This window comes from Paenibacillus camelliae (assembly GCF_023715345.1).
In the GTDB taxonomy this organism is placed as follows: domain Bacteria; phylum Bacillota; class Bacilli; order Paenibacillales; family Paenibacillaceae; genus Pristimantibacillus; species Pristimantibacillus camelliae.
In genome coordinates, this window is the sequence record NZ_JAMBNY010000001.1 from 781,791 (window position 1) to 798,698 (window position 16,908).

The 16,908-nt window shown below is 43.6% G+C and carries 17 protein-coding genes and 1 other annotated feature; all 17 genes read right to left on the reverse strand.

The genetic code is table 11. The annotated features are described in order from the left end of the window. Positions 1–9: 9 nt before the first annotated feature. Positions 10–1,014, reverse strand: a complete 1,005-nt coding sequence (gene ruvB, locus M3180_RS03640; protein WP_251665885.1) for a Holliday junction branch migration DNA helicase RuvB — start codon at positions 1,012–1,014, stop codon at positions 10–12. Between the two features lie 20 nt (positions 1,015–1,034). Then, positions 1,035–1,667 carry a Holliday junction branch migration protein RuvA gene (ruvA, locus tag M3180_RS03645; RefSeq protein WP_251665887.1) on the reverse strand — a complete coding sequence of 211 codons (633 nt, stop codon included), beginning with the start codon at positions 1,665–1,667 and terminating at the stop codon, positions 1,035–1,037. Continuing rightward, positions 1,664–2,167 carry a crossover junction endodeoxyribonuclease RuvC gene (gene ruvC / locus M3180_RS03650; protein WP_251665889.1) on the reverse strand — a complete coding sequence of 168 codons (504 nt, stop codon included), beginning with the start codon at positions 2,165–2,167 and terminating at the stop codon, positions 1,664–1,666. Before ruvC ends, ruvA begins: the two co-directional genes overlap by 4 nt. Positions 2,168–2,393: 226 nt before the next feature. Continuing rightward, positions 2,394–3,032, reverse strand: coding sequence for a BofC C-terminal domain-containing protein (locus M3180_RS03655; RefSeq protein WP_251665891.1), 639 nt, complete (start codon positions 3,030–3,032; stop codon positions 2,394–2,396). A gap of 141 nt (positions 3,033–3,173) precedes the next feature. Further along, positions 3,174–6,509, reverse strand: a complete 3,336-nt coding sequence (locus M3180_RS03660; protein WP_251665893.1) for a LysM peptidoglycan-binding domain-containing protein — start codon at positions 6,507–6,509, stop codon at positions 3,174–3,176. 293 nt (positions 6,510–6,802) lie between these two features. Continuing rightward, positions 6,803–7,696 (reverse strand): prephenate dehydratase, encoded by an 894-nt coding sequence (gene pheA, locus M3180_RS03665; RefSeq protein ID WP_251665895.1) that lies wholly within the window; start codon positions 7,694–7,696, stop codon positions 6,803–6,805. Next, positions 7,696–8,679 carry a homoserine kinase gene (thrB, locus tag M3180_RS03670; RefSeq protein ID WP_251665896.1) on the reverse strand — a complete coding sequence of 328 codons (984 nt, stop codon included), beginning with the start codon at positions 8,677–8,679 and terminating at the stop codon, positions 7,696–7,698. The genes pheA and thrB overlap by 1 nt, the downstream gene beginning before the upstream one ends. 6 nt (positions 8,680–8,685) lie before the next feature. Next, positions 8,686–9,972, reverse strand: a complete 1,287-nt coding sequence (locus tag M3180_RS03675) for a homoserine dehydrogenase (RefSeq protein WP_251665897.1) — start codon at positions 9,970–9,972, stop codon at positions 8,686–8,688. A gap of 34 nt (positions 9,973–10,006) precedes the next feature. Further along, positions 10,007–10,444 (reverse strand): ACT domain-containing protein, encoded by a 438-nt coding sequence (locus tag M3180_RS03680; protein ID WP_251666352.1) that lies wholly within the window; start codon positions 10,442–10,444, stop codon positions 10,007–10,009. 133 nt (positions 10,445–10,577) lie between these two features. After that, the gene (gene obgE, locus M3180_RS03685; RefSeq protein WP_251665898.1) at positions 10,578–11,915 is read right to left on the reverse strand and encodes a GTPase ObgE; all 1,338 of its coding nucleotides are present in this window, start codon (positions 11,913–11,915) and stop codon (positions 10,578–10,580) included. A gap of 13 nt (positions 11,916–11,928) precedes the next feature. Beyond that, positions 11,929–12,660 (reverse strand): Spo0B domain-containing protein, encoded by a 732-nt coding sequence (locus M3180_RS03690; RefSeq protein ID WP_251665899.1) that lies wholly within the window; start codon positions 12,658–12,660, stop codon positions 11,929–11,931. A gap of 133 nt (positions 12,661–12,793) precedes the next feature. Next, positions 12,794–13,102: a 50S ribosomal protein L27 gene (rpmA, locus tag M3180_RS03695; RefSeq protein WP_251665900.1), complete on the reverse strand. Its 309-nt coding sequence runs from the start codon at positions 13,100–13,102 to the stop codon at positions 12,794–12,796. Positions 13,103–13,129: 27 nt separating this feature from the next. Further along, positions 13,130–13,462: a ribosomal-processing cysteine protease Prp gene (locus tag M3180_RS03700; RefSeq protein WP_251665901.1), complete on the reverse strand. Its 333-nt coding sequence runs from the start codon at positions 13,460–13,462 to the stop codon at positions 13,130–13,132. A 10-nt stretch (positions 13,463–13,472) separates the two neighbouring features. Continuing rightward, complete coding sequence (rplU, locus tag M3180_RS03705) at positions 13,473–13,784, reverse strand: 50S ribosomal protein L21 (protein ID WP_251665902.1); 312 nt, start codon at positions 13,782–13,784, stop codon at positions 13,473–13,475. Between the two features lie 16 nt (positions 13,785–13,800). Continuing rightward, positions 13,801–13,879 (reverse strand) — a sequence feature (ribosomal protein L21 leader region). A gap of 40 nt (positions 13,880–13,919) precedes the next feature. After that, a complete protein-coding gene (locus M3180_RS03710; RefSeq protein WP_251665903.1) occupies positions 13,920–15,131 on the reverse strand; it encodes an Rne/Rng family ribonuclease in 1,212 nt (403 codons plus the stop codon). A gap of 31 nt (positions 15,132–15,162) precedes the next feature. Continuing rightward, the gene (locus M3180_RS03715; protein ID WP_251665904.1) at positions 15,163–16,047 is read right to left on the reverse strand and encodes a M50 family metallopeptidase; all 885 of its coding nucleotides are present in this window, start codon (positions 16,045–16,047) and stop codon (positions 15,163–15,165) included. Further along, positions 16,040–16,759 (reverse strand): M23 family metallopeptidase, encoded by a 720-nt coding sequence (locus M3180_RS03720; RefSeq protein WP_251665905.1) that lies wholly within the window; start codon positions 16,757–16,759, stop codon positions 16,040–16,042. The genes M3180_RS03715 and M3180_RS03720 overlap by 8 nt, the downstream gene beginning before the upstream one ends. Between the last annotated feature and the right edge of the window lie 149 nt (positions 16,760–16,908).

The following is a 16,908-nucleotide window of genomic DNA, read 5'->3' on the forward strand; positions in this document are numbered from 1 at the left end:
ATCACATCCTTATTTTTGATCTGGAAAAGGTAGCCCTAAATGTCGATAGGCACCTTCCGTTACGATTCGCCCGCGAGGTGTTCGCTGCAAAAATCCAATCTGCATCAAATACGGCTCGTAAACATCCTCAATCGTTTGTGGCTCCTCGCCGATCGTAGCTGCAATGGTATCCAGCCCTACCGGCCTTCCGGAAAAGGTTGTCACCATGGCATGCAGCATTTTATGATCGATATGGTCCAAGCCCTTAGGATCGACCTGAAGCAGCTCTAACGCTGACTTTGCAATCTCTTCTGTAATGATGCCGTCGCCCCGTACCTGCGCATAATCGCGAACGCGTTTAAGCAGACGATTAGCAATACGCGGAGTCCCACGAGATCGAAGTGCAATCTCATAGGGTGCTTCACCGATAATCGCAACGTCTAATATTTCTGCTGCCCTTGAGACGATAAAAGCAAGCTCATCAACTGTATAAAATTCTAACCGGCTAACGACCCCAAAGCGATCACGCAATGGAGCTGACAGCAGCCCTGCTCTTGTCGTTGCCCCGATTAATGTGAATGGAGGTAAATCTAGACGTACAGATCGTGCGCTTGGACCTTTTCCGATCATAATATCGAGTGCAAAATCCTCCATAGCCGGATATAGCACCTCTTCAACTGTACGATGGAGGCGATGAATCTCATCGATAAATAATACATCGCCTTCTTGCAGGTTCGTTAATAGCGCAGCAAGGTCTCCAGGACGCTCTATCGCTGGCCCTGACGTCGTACGTAAATTCACCCCAAGCTCGTTCGCTATAATGTTCGACAATGTCGTTTTACCAAGTCCTGGCGGGCCATATAGCAGAACATGGTCCAGTGCTTCCTTGCGCAGCTTAGCTGCTTCAATGTAAATCATCAAGTTTTCTTTTGCTTTTGTTTGCCCGATGTATTCGTTCAAATAACGAGGACGCAAGCTTAGTTCTGCCGCATGCTCTTCCATCATTAAATTTGCGGAAATTATCCGTTCATCCATGCTGCTCGAGCTCCTTTCCGTTATCCCTTAAATAGCTGTTGCAGCGCCTTCTTCATCAAAACATCCACACTGTCGTCAGAGGAAACACTTTGCTGAAGCTTCTGCCACGCTTGATCAAGCTCCGTTTCTGTATAGCCAAGCGCCTTGAGCGCTTCCTTCGCTTCCATCCACGCTTTGCCTTCTGGTATCGTTTCATGCGGTGCATCCTCATATTGTAATGAGAACCCAGTACCTGAACCAAACTGATCAAAGCCAAGATCTCCAAGCTTATCCTTCAAATCAAGCACAATACGTTGAGCAGTTTTTTTACCTATACCTGGAAGCTTCGTTAAATAAGTTAGATTATCCATTTGAATTGCTTGAACAAGTGATTCAGGAGAACCTGCAGATAGCATCCCTAGCGCAACCTTAGGACCTATGCCAGAAACATCTAACAATTTACGAAATAGCGCTTTTTGTTCTCTAGATTCAAATCCGTATAATAAGATTGCATCTTCACGCACATGATAATGAATATGTACGATCATCGGTTGCTGTGCTGCCTGCAACGCATAAGGATTCGGAGCAAATACACGGTAACCAATATCTTTAACTTCTATTACCGCGTAGTCTTGCTCAACATAGGTCACAATACCCTTCAAGTAATCGATCACGATGGTTTCACCTCATTAATTTTTTGTGTGAGCACTGCCGAGTGGGCATGACAGATCGCAACCGCTAAAGCATCAGCAACATCATCTGGCTTTGGAATGGCGCTAAGCTTAAGAAACATTTTAACCATTTCCTGAACTTGGCGTTTTTCCGCATTTCCATATCCAACGACCGCTTGCTTCACCTGTAGAGGTGTATATTCAGCTACAGGCAGCCCCCGCTGAGCGGCAGCAAGAATAATGACTCCTCTTGCTTGTCCTACAGCAAAAGCCGTCGTAACATTTCGATTAAAAAATAGTTTTTCAACGGCAACAGCATCAGGTTTATATCGTTCCATAAGTGCACATGCAGAATCATAAATTTGTATTAAACGTTGTTCTGGTGGTGTATGAGCTTCTGTCGTAATTGCTCCGTATTGGACAGGCGTTAACTTATGTCCTTGTTTATCAATGAATCCAAATCCAGCTATCGCAATGCCTGGATCGATTCCTAGCACTCTCATTGATCCATTCACCTCTAATCTTTTCACTGCTTAAGAGGCTATAAGATCATAAAGAAACAAGCTCTTTAAGCGTCTACCCACCATTATAACAAATCAACGTACGTATGAGAACAAATGTTTCACGTTTCATCACTGAACTAAAAATAAATAAGCCTGACAACTGAAAATAACTTCAGTCATCAGACTTTATGTTTGTTCTTTGTTATCATCGATACATAATTGATAACTATTGACTAATTCGATCAAGACGGAATTCATTAAAAGTAGATAACACACTGTCATATTCCTCTAGATCCCGAACTCTAATTCCATTCTGCAAATGCTCGAGCTCTTGCTTAGGCAATCTGCTCTCTAGGTAACGAATATTCAATTGAAAAAATGTTTTCATTATTTTTTCGCGTTCAGGAATTCCATCATATAGTGAAAATAACCCTTCATCATCTATCCCAAAAAATGCATTCGCTTTGCAATACGGTGACAAATCTTCAATTTTCTCTTCAAATCGAATCAATTGATGTGTCTGGTCAACAGAAAGCTGCCAATGTGGATTTTGTTCGGCAAGTATGACCGCATCCTCATAGGATAGCATGTCTAGGTTAACGATTTCTTCTCCACATACATATACTTTATGGAGTATTCCTCTCAGCTGCTTTCCATTGCCAAACCATGAAGATAGCTCTTCCGTTTCTGCAATAATTATCCGCTCCGCGGCGACCGTTCTGCCTCCGAAAGCAAGCACAATAATAGCTACAGCAGCAGATAATGCAAATGCTAGTCTAGCCGCACCCCAGACAAGCTTTTTTTGAGCTTTGAACCTGCGCCTTATGCGACCTTTTAATCTTTTCCACAATAGATTATGCATCATGCTGTCTCCTTCAACGTGTGTTATACATAGTGTGGACAATAATTTTATTTTCATTCTTATATATACCAACATCCAATATGAATACAAAAGCAGTATTCTGCATCCATGCACAGAATACTGCTTTGCTTAAGTTCTATTACATTAAATATTTAACCAAGGCTTTCCGCCTGTTTTCTTTTTTGTAGTTCTTTTCGTTGCTGTTTTTGTAGTCGACTGAATATTAACCTTTTTTCCGCCACGCTTCATTTTTGACGTTGCAGCAGGACTAACCTTCGTAGCTGCAGCTTGATTCATTGCTTCAAATTTGTTAGCCTGTGTTCCACCGCACCCACAGTCTGCTTGATAAGGATTAAAGTATCCGTTAGAATGACTTGCAATATTCATTGGTGGATACATAGCAGATTGAGCACTAATCGTGTTTGCCGCAGCAACATTACCGCTAACATTCATTGGCTGCATAAAGCCCCAGTTTGCCTGAGCAGGATACGTTGGGTACCCGTAACCATAATACGATGTTGGTTGCTGATAAGCCGTCGGATAAACCATTGGCTTTTGGTTCGCAGCAGTATAAGCTACCGCATTTGGAGCCTGGTATTGATAGAGCATATTAGAATTAGATGGTGTATTAGAAGCATAGCTCTGATATTCAAGATCAGATGGCAATGGCTTATAGCCTGCATAGTTTGCCATTGGTGCCATTTTATTGGCAGCCATTGGAGCGATTTTATTTGCTACTGGCGCTTCATATGACATGGGTGCCATCTTGTTTGCGGCCATCGGAGCGATTTTGTTTGCTACTGGCGCTTCATATGACATTGGTGCCATCTTGTTGGCAGCCATCGGAGCGATTTTATTTGCTACTGGCGCTTCATATGACATTGGTGCCATCTTGTTTGCGGCCATCGGAGCGATTTTGTTTGCTACTGGCGCTTCATATGACATGGGTGCCATCTTGTTTGCGGCCATCGGAGCGATTTTGTTTGCTACTGGCGCTTCATATGACATTGGTGCTACTTTGCTCGCATACGGCATCATATTCGGATATCCTGCATTTGAATTAGCTAAAGACTGTACCTTTGTAGTAGACAATGGTGCAATCGCGTTTGAATTTGCTAGCGGTGCTACCGCATTTGAGTTGCCATATGGCGACATTGCATTAGAGTTTGCTAGTGGCGCTACCGCGTTTGAATTGCCATATGGTGACATTGCATTCGAGTTCGCTAATGGCGCTACCGCGTTTGAATTTGCTAATGGCTGTACCTTTGTTGACATTGGCGCTATGGCATTCGAGTTCGCAAGTGGACTCATTTTATTCGACTGAGCCTCAACCTTTGTCGCTAGTGGAGCCACTGCATTTGAATTGCCATATGGCGACATTGCGTTCGAATTTGCTAGCGGAGCCACCGCATTTGAGTTGCCGTATGGCGACATCGCGTTAGAGTTCGCTAACGGCTGTACCTTTGTTGACATTGGCGCTATAGCATTCGAGTTTGCTAGTGGCGCTACTGCATTTGAGTTGCCGTATGGCGACATCGCATTCGAATTCGCTAATGGACTCACTTTATTCGATTGTGCCCCTACCTTTGTTGCAAGAGGTGCCACCGCATTCGCGTTGCCGTATGGCGACATTGCATTAGAGTTTGCTAGCGGACTCATTTTATTCGATTGTGCCCCTACCTTCGTTGCAAGAGGTGCCACCGCATTCGCGTTACCGTATGGTGACATTGCATTCGAATTCGCTAGTGGTGCGACAGCATTCGAGTTGCCATATGGTGACATTGCATTAGAGTTTGCTAGCGACTGTACCTTTGTCGATTGAGGTGCGATTGCGTTCGAATGTCCTAGCGGCATTACTGCATTGGAATTTGCCAGCGGTGCTACCGCATTTGAGTTGCCATATAGTGACATTGCATTAGAGTTTGCTAGTGGCTGTACCTTCGACGATTGAGGTGCTATTGCGTTCGAATGTCCTAGCGGCATTACTGCATTGGAGTTCGCTAGAGGCGCCACTTTATTTGATTGTGCTTCGATCTTCGTTCCAAGTGGAGCCACCGCATTCGAGTTCGCTAGTGGCTGCATCTTTGTTGAAAGTGGCGCTACTGCGTTCGAGTTACCTAACGGTGCTAATTTATTCGATTGAGCTTCAATCTTCGTTGCAAGTGGAGCAACCGCGTTCGAATTCGCTAGCGGCTGCATCTTTGTTGAAAGCGGCGCTACTGCGTTCGAGTTACCTAACGGTGCTAATTTATTCGATTGGGCTTCTACCTTCGTTGCTAATGGGGCCACCTTATTTGATTGGGCCTCAACTTTTGTAGCTAGTGGGGCCACCTTATTCGATTGGGCTTCTACCTTTGTTGCTAGTGGAGCCACCTTATTCGATTGAGCCTCAACTTTTGTAGCCTGCGGCATTACCTTTGCTGGCGCTTGTGCTTGCGGCATCACTTTCGCTGGCTTTTGAGCTTGAGGCATTACTTTTGCTGGCGCTTGAGGCACAACCTTCGCCGGCGCTTGTGCTTGAGGCGTTACTTTCGGTACTTCTTGAGGTGTATATTGTACATTTATCGGTGCTGTACCTTTAATATTCGTGTTGTTTTTTCCGATTACTCCAGTATTTTTCTTACCAGTCGATGCTCCCATCATCATCGGATTAGACGCTGATTGTGCCGTTATACCTGTCGTTAGATTTTTCGGAACATTAATCACTTGACCAGGTGATAGCTGATCCGGATTACTTAACTGACCGTTTGCCGCAACTAATGCGTCTAATGAAACATTCCATTGCTGTGACAATTTCCAAAGCGTGTCACCAGGCTGAATCGTATACGTTTGAACAGCATCAGGTGCAGGAGTAGAAGCAGCTGGTTTTGGAACAACGATTTTCGTTCCAATTAGCAGATTACTTCCATCACCTAAGCCCGGATTCAATGCCATTAAATATTCCAATGTAATGCCGTTTTGCTCAGCGATTTTATTTAATGTATCGCCTGCTACAACCGTATGGATATGGAATCCTGGCATAATTTGTTCGATCACAGAACCAACAGATGGAAGCGAATGTCCTTGCTCTGGATTAAACAATTGCGAAATTGGAACAGCTTGAGCTGAAACCATAGAAGCTGAAGCTGAGTGAGCATGGGCACCACTCGATTTCGGAATATTTACGATTTCGCCTGCCATCATCACATTCGGATTTTTGATATGCTGGTTAGCGGCGATGAGAGTGGAAAGAGGCACGCCCCATTCTTGAGAAAGCTTCCACATCGTATCGCCAGTTTTTACCACATGCTGATGTATAATATTATCGTGTGATTGTCCGCTATGACCTGAGGATGACGATGGAATCTTTATCTTCATGCCAATTTGTAAATTGTTCGGGTCTATTCCTGGATTAGCGTTGACGAGTTCGGCAACGGAAACATGATATTTTTGAGCGAGGTGATGCAGCGTGTCACCCTGCTTAATAATGTGTATCTTCACTACTTGATTCCTCCTATACAAGATGTACTCGCCTACGGGCTTTTGCCGTATTTTAGTCTATACATCCTATGCAGGAAGTGGGCAGTCGTCACCGAAATTAGCAAAAATTTTAGAGGTTATTCGCCCAATCTTCAATTTCTCATCTTTCAACATCTATTTTTAACGTACGTTTCCTATTCATGCTAATCCATAACAACCAAGTAAAATACCTATACAAATAAAAAAAGATATTTATTAATGAACGCGAAAGCTTCACTAATAAATATCTTCAAGATAGCGGCTGATACTAAGCGTTATACATGCTGCTTAGCAGTAAGTTGATCATACGTGTAGCTTGGATAGCAACCAAGTACTCGAACATGGCAACCAATAGCTTCTATTTCCTTAAGTGCCATTTGCAGGAGCAGCTCATTTAATGAGTATTTAATCTCAATGTAAAAATAATAGCTGCCTAGCTTCTTTTTCGTTGGTCTTGATTCAATTCTAGATAAATTAATCCGTCTCCAAGCAAATGCAGATAGAACTTGATGTAGCGCACCAGGAAAATCCTCTGGTAATGTAATTAATATACTCGTACGAATTTGCTCCGTCTCCAAGCCCTGATACGGTTTATTGCCTACTAAAAAAAAGCGAGTATAGTTATTTTGATGATCAGTGACAGATTCTGCAATGATATCTAAACCATTGTTGATCGCAGCTGTCTTAGTCCCTATTGCGAACATCCCCTCGTTCGGATGATCTTTAACAATACGTACTGATTCGGCAGTACTGCTTACATGCTCTGTCTCTGCATGTGGGAGATGCTTGCGAATAAAATTCAAACACTGAGACATTGCAACAGGATGACTGATTACTTTCTTTATACGAGAATAATCGATCTCTCCTCGCTCATCCTCAAGTTCTACACGGCGTCCGATCAGGTTTTGATTTGAAGGATATACCCATTCTGCTTGAATCGGCAAATCCACCTCATGAACAAGCCAATCCAAATGCAACGAAACAGACCCATCAATCGTGTTTTCAATAGGTATGACACTATATTGGCTTATATCATTAACTGTCGATAAAAACACGTCTGATATCATCCGATGATGCCGATACTGTACTTGATCATCTTCATCTTGAAAAAATAGCTTTGCCGCTTCATCAGAAACCGACCCTGCTGGTAATAGCGCTACCGTTTTCATCAGTAACCTTCCCCTTTGACAAGTTCCATAAATGGTAAATCATGCACTGCATTTACTGATTCGTAAATTACTCGAGCACCGAAATGATCGGGAGTAAGCCATAGCGTCTCTGCGCTAATTCCTTCACGCTTCATCGTCTCATTCATAAATTGTTCAAGCTGTTCCTTGCTATCACTATGACAATCGACAAATGCGATTAGCGTTGGTCCTGCACCGCTTAAAGCTGCGCCAAGCGCTCCATAATCAACTGCGTGCTCTAATATATAACTCATACCAGGGATGAGAGCTGCACGATAAGGCTGATGGATTCGGTCCTGCATAGCTTGACGAATAAGCTGCAGCTGTCCACTTGCCAGCGCCGCAACAAGCAGTGAGCTTCGTCCTATATTAAACACAACATCTTGCTTCGTATACTGCTCAGGTAAAGCATGTCTAGCCTTTTCCGTTGATAATTGAAAATTCGGTATGATAACAAGTGTTTCCAGCGCATTAGCTGGTGTGATTTTAACATAGGGAGCGTCGATGCCATCCCATGATGAAACGATAATTCCACCAAGCAAGGATGCCCCGACATTGTCGGGATGTCCTTCAAGCTCTGTTGCCATATGGAAAAGCTCTTGATCTGAAAATTTCTTCCCTAGCATCTCATTGGCAGCTACAAGAGCTCCAACTATTGCCGATGCACTGCTTCCTAGGCCTCTCGTTAATGGGATTTCACTATACATGCTAATCTTTAAGGGCTGTTCCTCTAAACCTGCTTTGGCAAACAGCTGCTGTGCTACCTTATATACAAGGTTTCTAGTATCGGTTGGCAGCTCCTCCATGCCATCTCCGTACAGGTGTACTTCTGTAGTCTCCGCTACTGACAGCTCAAGCCAGGCATACAATGATAAAGCCATGCCTAATGCATCAAAGCCTGGCCCTAGATTAGCTGTACTTGCAGGTATTTTCACGACTACTGTCTCATTTACTATATTATTCATCTGTTCCTATCCTTCTACTCGATATACGCTTTTCACTTGATGGATAACGTCCATGCCTTTGAATGAATTCAGCAAGCTTTGAATCGCTGCTTTGCTAGCGTCATGGGTAATAACTATAATTTCTGCTGTACTAGCATTTGGATTTGCCTGTTGAAGTACAGATTCTAGGCTGACTTCATTTTTCGCAAGCTCCTGAGTAATTTGTGCAAGCACCCCTGCACGATCGGCTACTTCAAGCAGTAAGAAATATTTCGAAGAAATCTGCTCATCTGTTTTTAATACCGTTTGCTTATAAGGAGCTACAACACGCTTGCCATTAATGCCAAGCTTCATATTTTTACCTATCGCTACCAAGTCAGCTACTACAGAGGTTGCGGTCGGTAATTCACCTGCTCCAGCTCCGTAAAACATCGTTTCGCCAACAGCTTCCCCTGTTACAAGCACAGCGTTAAACACTCCGTTAACGGACGCAATCGGATGCGCATTGCTTACCATTGTTGGCTGAACAGACACACTTACTTGATTCTCATCACATTCTGCGATGCCAAGCAGCTTAAGCTGGTATCCCAATCGCTTCGCATATTGAATATCTTCCTTCGTAACCGTTGATATACCTTCCACAGAAACATCCTTCAGCTCCACATTCGTATGGAAGCCTAAGCGTGCCAAAATCGTCATCTTGCGTGCAGCGTCGAGTCCCTCTACATCGCTTGTAGGATCTGCTTCTGCATAGCCTAGCTCCTGTGCTTCTTTCAATACATCAGCGTACGAGGCACCCTCCTGCGTCATCTTCGTTAAGATATAATTCGTTGTACCATTCACAATACCCATGATCTTCGTAATGCGATCTGAAGAAAAACCATCTACAAGTGTACGGATGATTGGTATACCACCTGCAACACTCGCTTCATAATAGATATCACAGCCATTGCGCTGTGCAAGCTCTAGAAGCTCCGCACCATATAGCGCCATTAGATCCTTATTGGCTGTTACAACATGTTTTCCTTGGTTAAGAGCTTCTACGATGTAATCCTTCGTCGCATCTGTGCCGCCCATCACCTCAATGATGACGTCAATTTCAGGATGACGAATGACATCATAAGCATCCTCTGTTAGCTTGCTTTGGTCGATTGCAATGCTACGTGGTTTGTTGACGTTGGATACTAATACTTTTACGATCTCAATCGCACTACCAACCTGCTTATTGAGATCCTCCTGATGATTCTCAAGAATGCGGACAACACCTGTTCCAACCGTACCCAATCCTAATAACCCTACTTTAACTGGCTTCATCTCTATCCCTCCACTTGTGGTTCGTTTTACTTTTCTATCCTTGCCCTATGACAGCTGCATGTCTAACGCCTGACTGTGTCTTAAGCAGCTCTATAAATGGATCCATGTCCATATTAAGCTTCGATACATCGACCGACAGCACGACATTCGCGTATCCCTGTAATGGAATGCTTTGATTCATCGTCAGCACATTCCCCTCGCTGGCTGCGATAATAGCTAATACATTAGACAATACACCAGATCGGTGCTCCAAGTCCATGGCTACCGTAATAATATGCTCCTTGGAAATCTCTGCTAGTGCATAAACGCCATCCTTGTACTTATAGTACGCACTTCGACTTAATCCGACGCGTTCAACAGCTTCATTGATTGTTTGAGCTTTGCCGCTTTTTAGAATGTCCTTTACCTGAATCGTTTTTACGATCGCTTCAGGTAAAATATCCTCTCGAACGACATAAAATCGAGCCGTCATCATCTGTCCTCCTAGCAAAGACATATGTTTTCTTATAGTGGACATTATATACAATTCCGTGTTCTATTTCAATAGGTATTAACAAAAAAGACGATAGCGGATATGTCCACGATCGTCTTTCGTCAGTATGTCATTAATCGTATGGATTGTAATCAGAGCCTTCAAAAAACTCAAATGCAAAATCACCTATCCGCACCGTATCGCCATCTCTTGCTCCACGTCTACGAAGCTCTTCATCAACACCCATACGGCGCAGCATGCGTGCAAAACGCATAACCGCATCGTAGCTGGTCATATTAAAGCGCTGCATATAGCGCTCAATTGCTTCACTTTCAACAACATAATCTTCATTATCACGCTTAACCGTGAAGTCCGCTTCTTTCTTACGCTCGTATTTGAACACCTTACGCTCTGATTGATCAGCAGTCGCAATATTCTGCTCTTCTTCTTCAGCAAGCTGCTTCTCTACTACTTCTAGAACATCTGCTGCCTTATAGATCAGATCATTGATCCCTTCCTTCGTTAGAGAAGAAATTGGCATAATGATGTGCTCCTTGTCGTCATACGCCTTTAGCTGCTCCATAAAGATTGGGAAATTCTCCTCTGCCTCAGGCATATCCATCTTATTCACAGCTATGATCTGCGGTCGTTCTGCAAGCTTCTCATTGTACAGTTTTAGCTCGTTATTAATTTTAATCCAATCCTCAAACGGATCACGTCCATCTGTCGCAGCCATATCGATGACATGAATAATAACCTTTGTACGCTCCACATGTCTTAGAAACTCATGACCAAGGCCTACGCCCTCATGAGCACCTTCAATTAGTCCTGGAAGATCAGCCATAACGAAGCTGCGTCCATCCCCAACATCGACAACGCCTAAGTTAGGAGATATCGTTGTAAAATGGTAAGCACCGATCTTCGGTCTCGCTCCCGATACAACGGATAGCAGTGTTGATTTCCCAACACTCGGAAATCCAACCAAGCCAACGTCCGCCATAACCTTCAATTCAAGAACTACCCAGCGCTCTTCACCAGGCTCACCGTTCTCCGAAATGTATGGAGCTGGATTCGATGGTGTTGCAAATCTCATATTGCCTCGGCCACCGCGACCACCCTTTGCAATAACAACCTCTTGTCCATGTCTTGTCAGGTCGGCCAAAACCTCACCTGTATCGTCATCTGTTACAACCGTTCCAGGCGGGATACGAACAACGGTATCTTCCGCAGATGCACCATGCATTCCTTTTACCTTACCGCGTTCACCACGGCTAGCCTTAAAGTGTTTTTGATAACGGAAATCCATTAGCGTTCTTAATCCTTCGTCCACACGAAAAATCAAATTACCGCCGTTACCACCGTCTCCACCGTACGGCCCGCCATTCTCTACATATTTTTCACGACGGAACGAGATTAAACCATCGCCACCGTCTCCGCCTTTTACAAATATCTTTGCTTTATCGACAAACATGACTTGCCTCCGTTCATACCTTAGTAATCTGCAAATCAAGCTGATCGGGTCTTAACGCTCCGATAATTTGTGCAGAACTATTCTCATTCAACTGATGCTCTATTTTTTCTTTCCACAATGACTCATTCATTATGCTTCCATGATATAGAAACTGTATATGTAGATCGTTTGATTTTTTTGCAAATGTTAATTTAAGCAGCTGATCCTCTCCAGCTTTACTAGCATAGAGACGATATATAGACAATATTTCAATAATAAGCTCACCTAGCTGCTGATCTTCTATATGAATCGATTCTCGATCATGTTCATATTCAAAGCTGATATCTAGCCTAATACTGCTTGGATAACTGCGGAAGCCAAGCAAATAGCTGACTAAATGTGGCTCCTGCAGTTTGGAGACGCTACTCTCAGCTAACATTTTAACCTTAATTCGTTCTACATATTCAGCTACTCGCTCCTGCTTTCCAAGCTTGACATAGCCGAATAGCACCTGAAGGTCGTTCATCCAATCATGTCGATGATGATTCATAACTGTGATCCATTGCTTGTGCGTTGAGCGAATCGTACTTGCCAGCTGCTCTTTATGCTGCTTCTGATGCACCCTTACATCCACTAATCCAAGCACTGCTACCCATATTACAGCAAGCAGATTAACTAGGCTGTGGCCTGGCCATACGATGATGAATAATGCAGGAATAATTGCAGTAAGCCAAAGCCACAGCCGCCACCTAAACCAACCTTTCATCTAAACCAACCTTTCGCACAAACGCTAAATGCCTATCACTGCTTTCAATTCCGACAACTCTAGCCGGTCACTGAATATGTCTTATATTAAAAATAGCCCCGACCATGCAATGCTGGAAGGGGCTATTTCCTTATTAAGCTTCTGCTGCGGCAACTGGTGCCATTTCAACTGGGTATACGCTCACTTTTTTGCGATCACGACCCCAACGCTCGAACTTAACTACGCCATCAATCTTAGCGTATAGTGTATCGTCTTTACCGATGCCTACGTTAGTTCCTGGGTGAATTTTTGTACCGCGTTGACGATACAAAATGCTTCCGCCTGAAACTACTTGACCATCAGCGCGTTTAGCGCCAAGACGCTTTGCGTGAGAATCACGACCGTTCTTAGTAGAACCTACACCTTTTTTGGATGCGAACAACTGAAGATTTAATTTCAACATCTCGTGTCCCTCCTTCTTTCGATGATTTTATTGTGGATCATGTACAGCTACATGATCACCGTATGATTGAGCGATTGTATCGAGACTAACAATCATAGACTCCAGCAACAGCTGTACCTTTGCCTCGACTTCCTTATCAGATAGATGCGGAATTTTAGAGGAAAGCCAACCATTCTTCATCTTGACTGGAAGTTCAACTCCCGCCAACGCTTCAATCGCATTTACTGTACCAACAGATACAGCAGATACACCAGCGCAGACAATGTCTTCGCCATGTCTCGCATAATTAGCATGTCCCTCGACAGCAAACGATACAATGCGATTGTTCTCTTCGTCGCGTACAATATTTATCGTAATCATCACAGCCTAATTAAGCTTCGATTTTTCCGATAGTTACTTTAGTGTACGGCTGACGATGACCTTGCTTGCGACGGTAGTTCTTTTTCGCTTTGTATTTGTAAACAGTGATTTTTTGACCTCTGCCTTGTTTTTCAACTGTTCCTGTCACTTTAGCGCCAGATACAATTGGAGAACCTGCTACAAAACCGTTGCTACCGGATACAGCTAGAACTCGGTCGAAAACAACGCTTTCGCCCTCGCTTACTTCAAGCTTTTCGATGTAAAGTACATCTCCTTCTTGAACTTTGTACTGTTTACCACCAGTTTCAATAATTGCGAACATTAATGGTGCACCTCCTTATTATTCGAAGACTCGCCTAAATCAGGTGACAGACAAGCTGTGCTTATACCCGTTTCGTGCGGTACCTGTAGTGTTGCTGTGAACAACATACCAAATGATTATAGCATAACACGCCTATCACTTCAACTCTATTTCCTGTAAATATTTCGCCGTATAGCTGTCCCGTGTTTTTTTGCGCGTCATCTCCATAAGCCCTAGCTTTGTCCAGCCAAACACGGCGCATTTCGCTGCATCGTCCTTCACCGCTTGATTAAGAAGCTTATAGATTTTTGAGCGGTTTTCCTCTTGCTCCATATCAATAAAATCAATAATGATCATACCGCCTGTATCCCTTATGCGTAGCAATCGAGCAATAAGTTCGGCAGCCTCTTTATTCGTTTGAAACAAAGTTTCCTCTAAATCATTTACGCCTACATATTTCCCTGTATTAACATCTATGACGGTTAGTGCCTCCGTCGTATCCCATATGATATAGCCTCCGCTTGCAAGAGGAATCCTTCGTTCAAAGGCTTCACGCAGCTGCTTATTGACTGAAAAATGTGAGATGATGGAATGCTCTGTTTGCATGTAACAGCGAATGTCTGGCATATGGCTTGGAGACATAAGCTTTAAGATCATCGTCACTTCCGCCTCAAGCTCCTTCGAGCTGACCCATACGGCATCAACCTCGTTGCTGTATAGATCGCGAAACACTCGTTTAAGAAGCTGTTCCTCGCTATGCAGCAGGCACGGTCCTGCATGAGCTTTAGCACGATCGAGAATATGCTGCCATTGCTCTCTTAGATGCTCAATATCACTTTTCAGTGCTTCCTCCGTCTCACCAATGGCCGCTGTGCGCATAATAATACCTTCTGGTGCCTTCATCATAGACTCTGCAATACGACGTAATCGCTCGCGCTCAGCTTCATCTAATAGCTTTTTAGAAACTCCGATATAATCAGCATTAGGCATATATACTAGCCAGCGACCTGCCAAATTATAATGAGTCGTTACACGTGCTCCCTTATTGCCCAAGGAGTCTTTTACGACTTGTACAATGAGCTGCTGCCCAGGCGTAACAAGTTGAGTAATAGCCGGCTTATGCTCTGGTTGCTTTTCCATGTTTGGGTCAAGCAAGTCATCAACATAGATAAAAGCATTTTTCGACAAGCCAATATCGATGAATGCTGCCTGCATACCAGGCAAAACATTTTTTACGATGCCTTTATAAATATTTCCGACCAAGCTCCGCTCCTTTGTTTGCTCGACAAAAAAATCAGTCAGCACCCCTTCTTTCACAACGGCCGCTTGTGTATGCAGCTGATCCATATGAATAAGCAATTGCTTCATTTCCTGCCACCACCTCTCCTTGTCTACTATTTTAACGCAAAAGCTCGCCAACTGCACGATGAACATCAAAGCCTTCTATACAATATTGTAAAGAGGTTTCTTCAGAGATGATATGGCAGGGCTGATCTATTCGATCGACAACACAGAGCATGTTCAGCTTCTCTCTATGATAGCTTTTCAATGCCTCATAGAGCTTTAAGGTAGAGGAGACAAGAATAGGATAGGCTTTTGCACGTTTCTTCTCCAGCTGCTTTAAGCGCGCCGTTCTGTGAAGAATAAAGCGGTAGAAGAGAAAGGGTATATGGCGCAATGCTGCTAGATTGGAAAAAAGCAAAAATGTACCGATCATCAGCTCGTTTAGCTTAATGCCGCGAGTCTCGCTAAATGCAAGTGGTGCTACGGAATATATGACTAGAATCGCACTAAAGCAAACGCTTAGTCGAATCGACCAAAGCAAAGTATTATAGTAACTGAAGCGATAGCTTAACAGTGCCTGTACAATTTTCCCACCATCTAAAGGGAGAACAGGCAATAAATTAAATAGTGCGATCCATAGATTTGCTTCTATAAAATAAGTCGACCATTCATAAGACCACCAGCCTAGCTCAGCCAAGCCTTTTGCGAGAAGCATCATCCACACATTTTGCAGCGGTCCTGCAATCGCAACAAGCAGTTCGTCCTTCGCAGAAGTGCCCCCTGCTTCCTCGACTTCAACAACCCCGCCAAAGGGCAATAGTCTAACCGCTTTTACTTTCCAGCCCACCTCATGAGCCATAAATAAATGTCCAAGTTCATGAACAAGAACGATAGCAAACAACGTCATGAGCTCAATAAAATAACCGGTTAATGCTGAGAAAAGCAATATGATTACAAATAGCGGATGCAAGCTCCATTTGATCCGACTCCATTTATTCAAGCGAAATCACGTCCAATGGATCAATATAGAGATCCTTCTGCTTCATCGCCAAAAATAGGACACTGTAGTCCTCGCCGGCAATCGGAGCAAGCTTCCCAATAACCTTGCCAGTTTCTACCCAATCGCTAACCTCAACGTTTACATCACTAAGTCTCGAGTAGATTGATACCCGTTCATTAGCATGCTGGATAATGACACTATCCTGCTTATCCGTTACTAAAATCACTCGTCCTTTATCTACGGCTCGTACTTCTGCTTTGGTAGTACCAGCTATTTCTACTCCATTTAACAGCTCAGCAAAGGAATGAAGCAAAACACCACCTGCCACAGGTGCTGCTGTTTCTGTCGAAATACTCGAATGCTCTGCTATCGCTAGTTCGCTCTTTGAGCCAAAGCTTGGAATAAAGGATGGCGAGCCTTCAAAGGTATGCTCATACCAAGCCGCAATTGCGATAAAGTCAAAGGAACGCCCCAGCTCCGTCTTTAGCCAACCTTTAGCCTCAGAGACGGTTGGATGCTCCAAGTAATTTAGACCAAATACAGCAGCAAATAAAACGATTGCTAAAATGAACTGAATTTTAACATGCTTAAAAAAACTATAGGAGCTATGAGCTTCCTCTTCTTGTGTCTCGTGTCCCTCTACCTCCATACGCTTCCAATAACTCCGATCCTTCTTCCATAGCTCTTCAGGATCACGCTCGATCTCATTCATCTCCATCACTCCATCATATCAACATTCTTATACTTATCCATATGTTGCATTCTGGACAAGTATGCTGATTGAAGCAGGCTGGCAATGATGGCTAGGTCTATGAAGTTTCAGTTCTAAGCTCAAAAAAGGAGCTTTCAAAATCATTGTAC

Bases quoted from the DNA above. Each gene is read 5' to 3' on its own strand.
- ruvC (WP_251665889.1), bottom strand. From the start codon at position 2,167: ATGAGAGTGCTAGGAATCGATCCAGGCATTGCGATAGCTGGATTTGGA.
- M3180_RS03720 (WP_251665905.1), bottom strand. From the start codon at position 16,759: ATGAATGAGATCGAGCGTGATCCTGAAGAGCTATGGAAGAAGGATCGG.
- obgE (WP_251665898.1), bottom strand. From the start codon at position 11,915: ATGTTTGTCGATAAAGCAAAGATATTTGTAAAAGGCGGAGACGGTGGC.
- M3180_RS03680 (WP_251666352.1), bottom strand. From the start codon at position 10,444: ATGACGGCTCGATTTTATGTCGTTCGAGAGGATATTTTACCTGAAGCG.
- ruvB (WP_251665885.1), bottom strand. From the start codon at position 1,014: ATGGATGAACGGATAATTTCCGCAAATTTAATGATGGAAGAGCATGCG.
- M3180_RS03655 (WP_251665891.1), bottom strand. From the start codon at position 3,032: ATGATGCATAATCTATTGTGGAAAAGATTAAAAGGTCGCATAAGGCGC.
- thrB (WP_251665896.1), bottom strand. From the start codon at position 8,679: ATGAATAATATAGTAAATGAGACAGTAGTCGTGAAAATACCTGCAAGT.
- M3180_RS03690 (WP_251665899.1), bottom strand. From the start codon at position 12,660: ATGAAAGGTTGGTTTAGGTGGCGGCTGTGGCTTTGGCTTACTGCAATT.
- M3180_RS03675 (WP_251665897.1), bottom strand. From the start codon at position 9,972: ATGAAGCCAGTTAAAGTAGGGTTATTAGGATTGGGTACGGTTGGAACA.
- M3180_RS03710 (WP_251665903.1), bottom strand. From the start codon at position 15,131: ATGAAGCAATTGCTTATTCATATGGATCAGCTGCATACACAAGCGGCC.
- pheA (WP_251665895.1), bottom strand. From the start codon at position 7,696: ATGAAAACGGTAGCGCTATTACCAGCAGGGTCGGTTTCTGATGAAGCG.
- rplU (WP_251665902.1), bottom strand. From the start codon at position 13,784: ATGTTCGCAATTATTGAAACTGGTGGTAAACAGTACAAAGTTCAAGAA.
- rpmA (WP_251665900.1), bottom strand. From the start codon at position 13,102: ATGTTGAAATTAAATCTTCAGTTGTTCGCATCCAAAAAAGGTGTAGGT.
- M3180_RS03700 (WP_251665901.1), bottom strand. From the start codon at position 13,462: ATGATTACGATAAATATTGTACGCGACGAAGAGAACAATCGCATTGTA.